This is a genomic window from Mycobacterium appelbergii, assembly GCF_032883035.1.
Lineage (GTDB): Bacteria > Actinomycetota > Actinomycetes > Mycobacteriales > Mycobacteriaceae > Mycobacterium > Mycobacterium appelbergii.
This window is the reverse complement of the sequence record NZ_JAMQTH010000002.1, coordinates 611,200-623,234: the sequence shown is the minus strand read 5'-3', so window position 1 is coordinate 623,234 and position 12,035 is coordinate 611,200. Positions and strand designations below refer to the sequence as shown.

Sequence of the window (12,035 nt, the reverse complement as noted above, 5' to 3'; positions counted from 1 at the left end):
CCCTAAACGGGAAAAAGAATGTGGCCAAAAACAACAAACAAAAACCACCAAACACACTATTGAGTTCTCAAACAACAGACCAGATTTTGATTCTTTGCCCGTATCGGGGCAACCCTGCCAGCTTAATACTTATCTGGCAGAGAAGTCAAGTCCCGATTTTCCGGCTGACTCCGCTCGGTGGACGCTACCGGCTTGTGGGCCGGTCAGCGCCCGGTCGGGCACGTTTCAAGAGCTTACCCTATCAATCTCCGCACCCAAACTCAGGAGGTTCTCCACGAACAACGGGTACCCCCGATCGATGTGAAAAACGTCGTGGACCTCGGTGTCTCCGTCCGCGACCAGGCCGGCGAGCACCAGCCCGGCACCGGCACGGATGTCCGAGGACCACACCGGCGCACTCGAAAGCTGGGGAATACCGCGGATCACCGCGTGGTGTCCGTCGGTTCGTGCATCCGCGCCCAACCGGATCATCTCCTCGACGAACCGGAACCGCGCTTCGAACACGTTCTCGGTGATCATCGAGGTCCCGTCGGCGACCGCCGCCAGGCCGATGGCCATCGGCTGCAGGTCGGTCGGGAATCCCGGGAACGGCAGTGTCGCAACGTTGACCGCTTTCGGTCGTTCGTACTGGACCACCCGGAAACCGTCATCGGTCTGGGTGACAGTCGCCCCGGCGTCGTGCAGTTTGTGCAGCACCAACTGCAGATGCTGCGGATCGATGCCGGTGACCGAGATGTCCCCGCGCGTCATGGCTGCCGCGATCCCCCAAGTGGCGGCCACGATCCGATCGCCGATCACCCGGTGTTCGGTCGGATAGAGCCGGTCGACCCCGGTAATCGTCAGCGTCGAGGTCCCCGCGCCGCTGACCTGGGCGCCCATCTGGTTGAGCATCGCGCAGAGGTCGACGACGTCGGGTTCTCTGGCGACGTTGTGAATCGTGGTGACGCCCTCGGCGAGGACAGCCGCCATCAGAATGTTCTCGGTCGCCCCGACCGACGGGAACTCCAGTTGGATCTCCGCACCACGCAGGTGATCGGCCTCGGCGACGACGCAGCCGTGCTCGATGTTGCACCGGGCGCCGAGCTGCCGGAGGCCGGCCTGGTGCATGTCCAGCGGCCGCGATCCGATGGCGTCCCCACCGGGCAGTGCCACCTTGGCCTTCTTGCATCGGCCGACGAGCGGTCCGAGCACACACACCGAGGCGCGGAACTGCCGAACAGCGGCAAAGTCGGCGTCGTATTTGAGCTCGTCCGGGGAGGTGATCCGGACCGTACCGCCGTCCAACTCGACCGTGGCGCCAAGGCCTCTGAGCACCTCCGCCATCAGCGGAACGTCCAGGATGTCCGGGCAATTGGTGATCGTGCTCGTGCCCTCGGCCAACAGTGCTGCGGCCATCAGCTTGAGCACGCTGTTCTTCGCGCCGCCGACAGCAACTTCGCCCGATAACCGGTTTCCGCCGGTCACCACGAAACGCTCACTCACGCGGTCAGTGTAAGCAGCCCGCGGGTCAGAATCAGAACGCTGAGGCATAAGTACGACTCCGGATTTCTCCGGTCGCGCGACCGGTACGGTGCGAGCATGGCTGTTCATCTCACCCGCATCTACACCCGCACCGGCGACGACGGGACGACGGGACTCAGCGACTTCAGCAGGGTCTCGAAGAACGACGCGCGGCTGGCCGCTTACGCCGATTGTGACGAAGCGAACGCCGCGATCGGCGTCGCCGTCGCGATGGGCGATCCCAGCCCGCAAATAACCGCGGTATTGCGGCAGATCCAGAATGATCTGTTCGACGCAGGCGCCGACCTCGCCACCCCGGTGGTCGAGAACCCCGAATATCCGCCGCTGCGCATCACGCAGGCTTATATCGACCGGTTGGAAGGCTGGTGCGATGAGTTCAACGAGCACCTGCCCGCATTGAACTCGTTCATCCTGCCCGGTGGCACCGCGCTCTCCGCGCTACTTCAGGTGGCGCGGACCATCACCCGACGGGCCGAGCGCGCGGCGTGGGTGGCCGTGGATGAGCACGGAGATTCCGTCAGCGTGTTGCCTGCCAAGTATCTGAACAGGCTGTCGGATCTGCTGTTCATCCTGTCGCGCGTCGCGAACCCCGACGGTGACGTGCTGTGGAAGCCCGGTTCGACTCAGTAGTTGCGGCGCCGCGCGCGTGGTGACGGCCGGGACTCCAACCACGACGTGAATGCGGTCAATGCACCGCGGTCCAGTGCGATCTCATAGCCCTGCCGTCGATCGTTACTGGTATCGCGCAGTTCGAGCACCACGATCTGATCGGTCATGATGTCGAATTCGTCACCACGCGGCGCACGGCGGGACACCACTTCCAGGCCGCGCCGGCCCAATCGGCGATCCGGCCACCATCGCATACTCGAGAGCCGGTAGAACCCTGCCTCGCCGCCGCGATAACGCATCACACCGTGCCGCCAGCCGTGACCGCCAACCGCGGGGTAATCCCGCAGGATGGCGGCCGTACCTCCGACCTGACGCAGCTTCCACAGCCGGTACGACAGTGCGCACACGGCCAGCAAGAGCACACAGATCAGCGCGACCATGACGATCATGGACGCGCTCATCGACATATCAGTCGATCTGGCCTAGGGCGCGCAGTCGCGCCCGTCCCCACGCTGCGGTGGCCGGGTCATCGGATTCCGAATCCTGCTTCGCCGCGTCGGCGTCGATCTCGGATTCGAGCTGGGCGTTCTCCACCAGAATGCGCACAGCTTCCTCGGTGACCGACAGAAAGCCACCGTCGACGGCGATCCGAAGATCATCCTCGCCTTCCCGTTCGACCCGCACCATCGCGTCGTCGACCAGCTGCGCCACCATCGGAATGTGGCGCGGCAGGATCCCGATCTCACCGGCGGTAGTGCGGGTGAAGACGAACGTGGCCTTACCTGACCACAGCTCACGCTCGACGGCGACGATCTCGAGGTTCAGATCAGCCATGTCACACCGCCTTTCGCATAGGAGGACTCAACTCAACCCATTGGTTCTTCGCGCAAGCGCTCATCACAACTTGGCGCCGAGGCTTTCGGCCTTCTTCGCCAGGTCGTCCAGACCACCGATCAGGAAGAACGCCTGCTCGGGCAGGTGGTCGAATTCGCCCTTGGCCAGTTTGTCGAAGGCCTCGACGGTCTCCTTGAGCGGCACCGTCGAGCCGGGCTGCCCGGTGAACTGCTCGGCGGCCATCATGTTCTGGCTCAGGAAACGCTCGATCTTGCGAGCCCGGTACACCAGCACCTTGTCCTCTTCGGACAGTTCGTCGATACCGAGGATCGCGATGAGGTCCTGAAGGTCCTTGTAGCGCTGCAGGATCCGGATCACTTCTTGCGCCACGCGGTAGTGCTCGTCACCGACCACGCTGGGGTGCAGGATCGTCGAGGACGACGCCAGCGGATCCACCGCGGGGAAGATGCCCTTGGAGAACACCGCACGGGAGAGTTCGGTGGTGGCATCCAGGTGGGCGAACGTGGTGGCAGGCGCCGGGTCGGTGTAGTCGTCGGCGGGCACGTACACGGCCTGCATCGAAGTGATCGAGCGGCCACGCGTCGAGGTGATGCGTTCCTGCAGCTCACCCATCTCGTCGGCCAGCGTCGGCTGGTAACCCACGGCCGAAGGCATACGACCGAGCAGGGTCGAAACCTCGGAACCGGCCTGGGTGAACCGGAAGATGTTGTCGATGAACAGCAGCACGTCCTGGTTCTGCTCATCGCGGAAGTACTCCGCCATGGTCAGAGCCGACAGCGCGACACGCATACGGGTGCCCGGCGGTTCGTCCATCTGACCGAACACCAGCGCGGTGTCCTTGAGCACGTCGGCGTCGGCGAGCTCGACCCACAGGTCGTTACCCTCACGGGTGCGCTCCCCCACCCCGGCGAACACCGAGGTGCCACCGAAGTTACGGGCGATGCGGTTGATCATCTCCTGGATGAGCACCGTCTTACCCACGCCGGCACCGCCGAACAGCGCGATCTTGCCGCCACGCACGTACGGGGTGAGCAGGTCGACGACCTTCAGGCCGGTCTCCAGCATCTCGGTGCGGGGCTCGAGATCGGCGAAGGCCGGCGGCTTACGGTGGATCGACCAGTGCTCGAAGTCCTTGCCGTAGCCCGGGTCGTCGAGGCAATCTCCGAGGGCGTTGAACACATGGCCCTTCACGCCGTCGCCGACCGGGACCGAGATCGAGGCCCCGGTGTCGGAGACCTCGACGCCACGCACCAGGCCATCGGTGGGCTGCATGGAGATGCAGCGCACGAGGTTGTCGCCGAGGTGCTGGGCGACCTCGAGGGTCAGGGTTTTGGCGAGCGCACCGAACGTGATGTCGGCGTGCAGCGCATTGAACAGGTCGGGCACGGCGCCACGCGGGAACTCGACGTCCACCACCGGACCGGTGATTCGGACAACGCGACCCGCGGTCTTGGTGTCTACGGCAGTAGTCATGTTTATCTCTTCTTCGCTTTCCTACGGGGCTCTGTCGTTAATCCGGCTAGCGCGCATCGGCGAGCGCGTTGGCGCCACCGACGATCTCGCTGATTTCCTGGGTGATCTGCGCCTGACGCTCGCGGTTGGCCGCCAGTGTCAGCGCCTTGATCAGATCGTCGGCGTTGTCGGTCGCCGCCTTCATGGCGCGGCGGCGCGACGCCGACTCCGAAGCGGCTGCCTCCAACAGCGCCGCGTAGACGCGCGTCGCGACGTAGCGGGGCAGCAACGCGTCGAACAGTGTCTCGGCATCCGGTTCGAACGAATACAGCGTGTGCGGACCGGTCTCGGGCTCGCCCACGTACTCGACGACCATCGGCGCGACCCGCACGGCGACAACCGTTTGCGACAGCATCGACCGGAACTCGGTGGACACGATGTGCAGTTCGTCGACTCCCAAAATTCCGTCGGCGCCTGCGTCGTCACCCTCGTCGTCGACGCCAGACATGAACGCGGTCACCAGGGTCTCCGAGATCTCCTTTGCGTTCTCGTACGTGGGACGCTCGGAGAAGCCGGTCCACGACTCCGCCACCGCGCGCTGCCGGAAGCTGAAGTAGCCCAGCGCTTTCCGGCCGACGACATAGAGCACCGGATCCTTGCCCTCATCGCGCAGCAACGAGAACAGCTCCTCGGCCCGGCGCAGCACATTGGCGTCGTACCCGCCGCACTTGCCTCGATCTGAGGACATCACCAACACACCCGCGCGCCTGGGGTTCGGCCGCTCCACCAGCAGCGGGTGATCCAGCGCGCTGGCCCCCGCTAGCTCGGTCAGCATGTTGGTGATCTCGGTGGCGTAGGGCCGAGCCGCCTGGACTCGGGCCTGCGCCTTGCCGATCCGCGACGTCGCGATCAGCTCCAGAGCCTTCGTGATCTTCTTGATCGAACCCGCGGCGCGGATGCGTCCGCGGAGTTCGCGCACTGTGGCTGCCATGTGTTACCTAGGCCTTCTTGGGTGCAGGCTTGCGGACCTTGACCGATTCTTTCTCCAGGTCCTCGGGGTTCAGTGCCTCGGCGTCCGCCTCGTTGGCGACCACGGAGCTGCCGTCGGATGCCGCGAAGCCCTTCTTGAACTCGTTGATGACCGAGACCAACTTCTCCTCGGCCTCCTCGGAGAGCTTCTTGGATTCCTTGATCCCGGTGAGGATGTCGGAGTGGCTGGCCTTCACGTGCTCCAGCAGTTCCGCTTCGAATCGCGAAACGTCCTCGGCAGGAACCGAGTCCAGATGTCCCTTGGTGCCGAGGAAGATCGCGACGACCTGGTCCTCGACCGGCATCGGACTGTACTGCGGCTGCTTGAGCAGCTCGACCAACCGAACACCGCGATCCAACTGGGCCTTGGAGGCCGCGTCGAGGTCGGAGGCGAAGGCGGCGAAGGCCTCCAGCTCGCGGTACTGCGACAGGTCGAGGCGGAGACTGCCCGCCACCTCTTTCATCGCCTTGATCTGAGCGGCACCACCGACACGGGACACCGACACACCGACGTTGACGGCCGGCCGCACGCCCTGGTTGAACAGGTCGGACTCCAGGAAGCACTGGCCGTCGGTGATCGAGATGACGTTGGTGGGGATGAACGCCGAGATGTCGTTGGCCTTGGTCTCGATGATCGGCAGCCCGGTCATCGATCCACCGCCGAGTTCGTCGGACAGCTTCGCGCAACGCTCCAGCAGACGGGAGTGCAGGTAGAACACGTCGCCGGGGAAGGCCTCGCGGCCCGGCGGGCGGCGCAGCAACAGCGAGATCGCCCGGTAGGCGTCAGCCTGCTTGGACAGGTCGTCGAACACGATGAGGACGTGCTTGCCGTCGTACATCCAGTGCTGGCCGATGGCCGAGCCGGTGTAGGGCGCCAGCCACTTGAAGCCGGCGGCATCGGAGGCCGGGGCCGCGACGATGGTGGTGTACTCCATCGCGCCGCCCTCTTCCAGCGCCCGCTTCACGCTGGCGATGGTGGTGCCCTTCTGGCCGATCGCCACGTAGACGCAGCGCACCTGCTGGTTGGGATCGCCGGTCTCCCAGGCCCCACGCTGATTGAGGATGGTGTCGACGCAGACTGCGGTCTTGCCGGTCTTGCGGTCACCGATGATCAGCTGACGCTGGCCGCGGCCGATCGGGGTCATGGCGTCGATCGCCTTGATACCGGTCTGCAGCGGCTCGCCGACGCCCTGGCGCTGCACCACGGACGGCGCCTGCAGCTCCAGCTCGCGCCGGGCGTCGGAAGCGATATCGCCCTGTCCGTCGATGGGCTGGCCCAGCGGGTTGATGACGCGGCCCAGGAAGGCGTCGCCCACCGGCACCGAGAGCACCTCGCCGGTGCGCTTGACCTGCTGGCCCTCGGCGATCTTCTCGAACTCACCCAGGATGACGGCGCCGACGCTGTGCTCGTCGAGGTTCAGCGCCACACCGAGCACTCCACCGGGGAATTCGAGCAGCTCCTGCGTCATGACCGAGGGCAGGCCCTCGACGTGGGCGATGCCGTCACCGGCATCGACGACGGTGCCGATCTCTTCGCGCTCGGTCTCGGCGGAAAACGAGGATACGTAGCCCTCGATGGCACCTTCGATATCAGCAGCCGAGATTGTCAACTCTGCCATGGTTTTTCGTCTTCCTACCTTGTTCTTGGGTGGTTCGTGGGGGTTATCAGTCCGGCAGCTGGCTCTGCGCCGCAGCCAGCCGGGATGCGATGGAGCCGTCGATCACTTCATCGCCGACGGTGATCGACAGGCCACCGAGCAGTTCCGGGTCGACGTGCAGCTGAACCGATACGGGGTGGCCGTAGATGCGGGTGAGCACCTCTGTCAGCCGGGTGTGCTGGGTGTCGCTGAGTTCGGCGGCGGCCGTCACATGAGCCACCACCTCACCGCGGCGGGACACTGCCAGCTCGGCGAGATCGATGACTGCCTCGTCGGCACGCTCACCACGCAGCAGTCCTACGGTCTGGGTCAGCAGCGCCGCAGCGGTCTTGTTCACGCCCGCACCACCGGTGATCACCTTGTCCAGCAAGGCGACGCGGCCATCAGCCGGGGTGGTGTAGTCGCTCAGCAGTGCCGACAGGCGCGGCTCGGAGTCCAGGACCCGGCCGAACCGGAACAGCTGGTCCTCCACCTCGTCGACCTCGCCTGCCGTTTCAGCCCGCTTGAGCAGAGCCAGACGTGCGGTGTGTTCGATGCCGTCGACCAGGTCCGACTCGATCGACCAGCGTTGCGAGACGGCGGTCCGCAACACGTCCAGCGCGGTGTCGCCCACCTTGCCGGACAACAGTCCCTCCAACAGCCGCACTTTGGCGGCGGCGTCGTCGGTGGGCTCGGCCAGATGCTTGTTGAGCACCGACTCGGACAGCAGGAGCTTGGCCACCGACGCGAGTTCGTCGGCCAGTGTGGTCAACCCGGCAGCGTCGAGCCCGCCCGCCGCTTCGTCGAACTTCGCGACCAGAACGGTCAGTGACTCGCGGCTGGCGGCGCGCAGCTTCGCGGTGGCGGCGGTATCGATCACCGCTGCCGAGGGCGCCATCTCATCGAGTTCGGCCAGGAACCGGTCGACGGTGGCCGCCTGTGCGGCCGGGTCGGCGACGTGAGCCCGCACCAAGGCGGCGGCGTTGGCCACCGACTCCTCCCCCAGGCCGGTGCGCAGCTCACGGATGAGCTGCTGACGCATCAGCTGAAGCTGTTGAGCGCCCTGGGCCTTGATCCGTTCGGCCTCGGTACCGGCCTGCTCGGTCAGCTGTGCGGCGATGCGTTCGGAGTCCTGCCTGGCTTCGTCGGTGACTTTCTCCGACTCGGCCTTGGCGTCAGCGAGCGCCTTGGCGTGCATCGCATCGGCATCGGCGAGCTTCTTCGAAGCGTCCGCGCTTTCAGCGAGTGCGGCGCGCACGGCGTCCTGTTGCTTCTGCATCAGGGTCCGCACCGGCGGCACCACCCACTTGATGATGATGTATGCGATGACAGCGAAGCCGATCAGCTGCCCGATGAATATCGACATCTACTGCGTCCCACCTGATTTCACGTCGACGCCGAGGATCCGGCTGGCCAGCTTGGCTGACAGCCCATCCACCGACGACTCGAGCCCTGACCGGACCTGTTCGCCCTGGGAGGACAACTGCTCGTCCGCCTGGCGCACGGTTTCGGCCACTTCACCGCTGGCTTCGGTCCGCTTCTCTTCGACCACCTGCCGGCCCGCGGCGCGGGCTTCGTCCCGGATGGCCGACGCCTGTGTACGCGCGCCAGCCATCGTCTCGTCGTAATCGGCTCGTGCCGCCGCAACCTGTTCGGCTGACTTGCGGTTGTCCGCTGCGGTCTTGGCCAGCATCGCTTCCCGCTCCGCCAGCACCTTGCTGACCGGTGGCACAACCCATTTCGCAATCACGCCGAGCACGATCAGGAAGATGATCAGTACGGCGAAGAAGGTGCCGTTGGGGATCAGGAAGTTACTCTGACCCCCACCGCCTTCTTCCGCTGCCTGGCTGGCGGCCAGGATTGTTGCGCTCAGTTCACCCATGCCGACGGACTACTGCAGGCCCGGGGTGGCGAAGACGAACAGCGCCATGAAGGCCAGGTTGATGAAGTAGGCAGCCTCAACCAGACCGACGGTGATGAAGAACGGGGTGAACAGTCGGCCCTGCGCTTCGGGCTGCCGGGCGATGCCGGAGATCAGCGCGTTACCCGCAATGCCGTCACCGATGCCAGCGCCGATTGCGCCGCCACCCATGATCAATCCACCGCCGATCAGAGCGCCGGCCGTGATGATGGCGTTTGGATCGATTTCCATTCCTTTTATCCTCCTTGATAACTGGTGGCCGTGCCGCCAGAGGTTCGTATCGTTCTGGTCGTAGGGATCTAGTGAATGTGGTCAGTGCGCATGTTCTTCTTCGTGGTCCAGCTCCATCGACTGGCTGAAGTACAGGATCGTCAACAGCGCAAAGATGAACGCCTGGATCAGACCCACGAAGAGGTCGAAGGTCTTCCAGATCGCGTTGGGCGCCCACTGGATGTACCAGGGGAACATCGCGATGAGCGCCACCAGGATGCCGCCGGCGAAGATGTTGCCGAAAAGTCGGAGTGCCAGCGAGATCGGCTTTGCCAGTTCCTCGACGATGTTGATCGGCGCGAGGAACGCGACGTGCCCCTTGACGACCTTGATGGGGTGACCGACGATCCCGCGCCGCCAGATGCCTGCAGCGTGGTAGGCGAGGAAGACGAATAGTGCGAGCGCCAGCACGAAGTTGATGTCGGAGGCGGGCGGCTTGTACAACTCGCCCGCGGCGCCGTCGGATCCGCCGTACTGCAGCGGGAGCACGCCCAGCCAGTTGGAGATCAGGATGAACACGAAGATCGTGACCGCCAGCGGCAGCACGAACGGCGCGACCTTCATTCCGATCGAGCCCTCGATCTGCTGGCGCATCTGAATGGTGAGCGCTTCCCAGAAGAGCTGGACACCGCCGGGCACGCCGGTCGAGGTCACCTTCGACTTGAGGAAGAAGGCCAGGGCGATCACGATCACCGCCGTGATCGCCGTCGCCAGGATGGTGTCACCGTTGAACGTCATGCCGAACAGTTCGAACACCATTGTGTGGTGACCCACGTGGATGGCAGCGCCACCTTCTTCGGCGGCCAGCACGGTCGTCGTCTGAGTCATAGAGGTCAGCTCAACCCTTCGATTCCGTATCCAAGACGTCCAGGCCTTCGCCGCGGATCTTCCGCAGCACGGGGATGCTGGTGCTCATCACCAGCAATGCCTGGAACACCGCAAGCCCGAACAGCACAGCGATACCGCCCGAGGTTCTGAAGACAAATGCAAGCGCGAGCGCGATCGCCGTGATCACCAGCAACCGGGTCGCGGAGTTGACGGCCATCTTCTTCTTGAGCGGATGCTCCTCGGCGGTGATCGACTCGACCGCATGGCGCACCAGCAGGGCGTTGATCAGCCCGAGGATGAGTCCGACGCCGAAGAAGACCCCGAAGAAGATGTGGCCGGTGAAACCGGCGGCCAGTACTGCGACAACGGTGAGCGCAACGCATACGACCAAGAGGCGCAGCGGCCGGAACGCCACTGATGGAAACACCAACGGCGCGTCATGCGCTGGCGTCGTCACTGCTTCACCTCAATCTCGCGGTCATGAGAGCTATCCCGGTTCACTGGCAAAACCCTGTGCGTGCCCGCCGAGCGTATCGGAGGGCTCCAGGCGCGCTGGAATCACCCAAGGGGTAGCTCCCTTTGTCGGTCGTTGATCGGCGCCGATCGGCTCTTCACCGATGGGCCGGGCCGGCAACCCGCGAGGTTTTTCGGGTTCTGGCAGCACGGTACCACATGGTAGGCACCCAAAAACGGGGCCTACTACTTTTCGTCGTACTCGCCTTCCGGGCTCTCCACGCTGCGGTGTAACAGAGGTATCAGGGTGACGACGATCGCGACGAGAATGGCCGCCACCATCACCGCCCCGGTGTAGCGCGGATCGAAGAAAATCGTGCTGGCCGCACCGAAGGCGATGATGCCGACCCACAGGTAGATCAACAGCACGGCACGACGATGCGAATGCCCGATCTGCAACAGCCGGTGGTGCAGGTGCATCTTGTCCGGGCTCAGCGGGCTCCGGCCGGCCCGGGTGCGCCGCACGATCGCCAGCAACGTGTCCAGCGCGGGCACCAGCATGACGGCAACCACCAGCAGGAACGGCGACAGCAACGCGAACACATCGCGGGCTCCGTAGGCGTTCTGTGAGATGGGGCCCGCGGCGGTCGTCGAGGCTGCCCCGAGCATCAGACCGATCAGCATCGAGCCGGAGTCGCCCATGAAGATCTTGGCGCGATGGAAATTGTGCGGCAGGAACCCCAGACAAGCTCCGGCCAGTACCACCGAGATCACCGCGGGTGGATAGAACAGCACGTCACCGCCGTGGTCACGCAACAGCCCCACCGAGAACACACAGATGGCCAGCGCGGTGATCAACCCGAGCCCGGCGGCCAGGCCGTCCAGCCCGTCGACGAAGTTCATCGCGTTCACGATCGACACCGTCAACGCCAGGGTCAGCAGGATCGAGGCGACCTGGTCGAGCACGATGGTGCCGACTCCCCCGATCGGTATGTAGAGCACGCTCCACGCCACGCCCATGGTGACCAGCACGCTCGCGGCGGTGATCTGCCCGGCGAACTTGGTCAACGCATCGAGGCCCCACCGGTCGTCGATCAGTCCGATGGCCATGATCAGCCCGCCCGCCACCACCACGGCAGGCATGCCTGTCGAGTAGACGAAGCCTCTCGTCAGCGCGGGCAGTTGGGAGGCCAGCAGGACGGCCGCCACCACGCCGACGTACATCGCCAGGCCACCCATGCGCGGGGTGGGCTGAACGTGCACATCACGTTCGCGCGGGTAGGCCACCGCGCCGAGCCGGATGGCCAGCAACCGCACCCAACCGGTGGCGAAGTACGTGATGATGGCGGCGGTCAGGCCGACGAGCGCGAGTTCACGCAGCGGTACGCCGGCGCCCCGGTCCGACAGCGCCAGAATCCCGTCGGCCGTGATCACCGGTGCACCGTACTGCAGCAAGCTGT

At 64.9% G+C, this 12,035-nt stretch carries 13 protein-coding genes; 1 reads left to right on the top strand and 12 read right to left on the bottom strand.

Annotation, left to right across the window (positions count from 1 at the left end; translation table 11 throughout):
• Positions 1–225: 225 nt before the first annotated feature.
• The gene (gene murA, locus M1247_RS07320; protein WP_317155596.1) at positions 226–1,482 is read right to left on the bottom strand and encodes a UDP-N-acetylglucosamine 1-carboxyvinyltransferase; all 1,257 of its coding nucleotides are present in this window, start codon (positions 1,480–1,482) and stop codon (positions 226–228) included.
• Positions 1,483–1,578: 96 nt separating this feature from the next.
• Here murA and M1247_RS07315 point away from each other — a divergent pair, with 96 nt between their 5' ends.
• Positions 1,579–2,151, top strand: coding sequence for a cob(I)yrinic acid a,c-diamide adenosyltransferase (locus M1247_RS07315; protein ID WP_317155595.1), 573 nt, complete (start codon positions 1,579–1,581; stop codon positions 2,149–2,151).
• Here M1247_RS07315 and M1247_RS07310 read toward each other — a convergent pair.
• From M1247_RS07310 to M1247_RS07260, 11 genes are all read right to left on the bottom strand, one after another.
• Positions 2,145–2,591 carry a DUF2550 domain-containing protein gene (locus M1247_RS07310; protein WP_317155594.1) on the bottom strand — a complete coding sequence of 149 codons (447 nt, stop codon included), beginning with the start codon at positions 2,589–2,591 and terminating at the stop codon, positions 2,145–2,147. The genes M1247_RS07315 and M1247_RS07310 overlap by 7 nt on opposite strands.
• 7 nt (positions 2,592–2,598) lie before the next feature.
• Positions 2,599–2,964 carry a F0F1 ATP synthase subunit epsilon gene (locus M1247_RS07305; protein WP_317155593.1) on the bottom strand — a complete coding sequence of 122 codons (366 nt, stop codon included), beginning with the start codon at positions 2,962–2,964 and terminating at the stop codon, positions 2,599–2,601.
• A 63-nt stretch (positions 2,965–3,027) separates the two neighbouring features.
• Positions 3,028–4,458 (bottom strand): F0F1 ATP synthase subunit beta, encoded by a 1,431-nt coding sequence (gene atpD, locus M1247_RS07300; RefSeq protein ID WP_317155592.1) that lies wholly within the window; start codon positions 4,456–4,458, stop codon positions 3,028–3,030.
• 46 nt (positions 4,459–4,504) lie between these two features.
• Complete coding sequence (locus M1247_RS07295; RefSeq protein ID WP_317155591.1) at positions 4,505–5,428, bottom strand: F0F1 ATP synthase subunit gamma; 924 nt, start codon at positions 5,426–5,428, stop codon at positions 4,505–4,507.
• 7 nt (positions 5,429–5,435) lie between these two features.
• Positions 5,436–7,085, bottom strand: coding sequence for a F0F1 ATP synthase subunit alpha (gene atpA / locus M1247_RS07290; protein ID WP_317155590.1), 1,650 nt, complete (start codon positions 7,083–7,085; stop codon positions 5,436–5,438).
• Between the two features lie 46 nt (positions 7,086–7,131).
• Complete coding sequence (locus tag M1247_RS07285; RefSeq protein ID WP_317155589.1) at positions 7,132–8,469, bottom strand: F0F1 ATP synthase subunit B/delta; 1,338 nt, start codon at positions 8,467–8,469, stop codon at positions 7,132–7,134.
• Entirely contained in the window at positions 8,470–8,985 is a 516-nt protein-coding gene (locus M1247_RS07280; protein ID WP_317155588.1) for a F0F1 ATP synthase subunit B, read from the bottom strand.
• 9 nt (positions 8,986–8,994) lie between these two features.
• Entirely contained in the window at positions 8,995–9,255 is a 261-nt protein-coding gene (locus M1247_RS07275) for a F0F1 ATP synthase subunit C (RefSeq protein ID WP_003931026.1), read from the bottom strand.
• Between the two features lie 81 nt (positions 9,256–9,336).
• A complete protein-coding gene (gene atpB / locus M1247_RS07270) occupies positions 9,337–10,122 on the bottom strand; it encodes a F0F1 ATP synthase subunit A (protein WP_317155587.1) in 786 nt (261 codons plus the stop codon).
• 10 nt (positions 10,123–10,132) lie between these two features.
• Positions 10,133–10,579 (bottom strand): ATP synthase subunit I, encoded by a 447-nt coding sequence (locus M1247_RS07265; protein ID WP_317155586.1) that lies wholly within the window; start codon positions 10,577–10,579, stop codon positions 10,133–10,135.
• A 242-nt stretch (positions 10,580–10,821) separates the two neighbouring features.
• On the bottom strand, positions 10,822–12,030 hold the full coding sequence (locus M1247_RS07260) for a glycosyltransferase family 4 protein (RefSeq protein ID WP_317155585.1): 1,209 nt from the start codon (positions 12,028–12,030) through the stop codon (positions 10,822–10,824).
• Positions 12,031–12,035 lie beyond the last annotated feature (5 nt).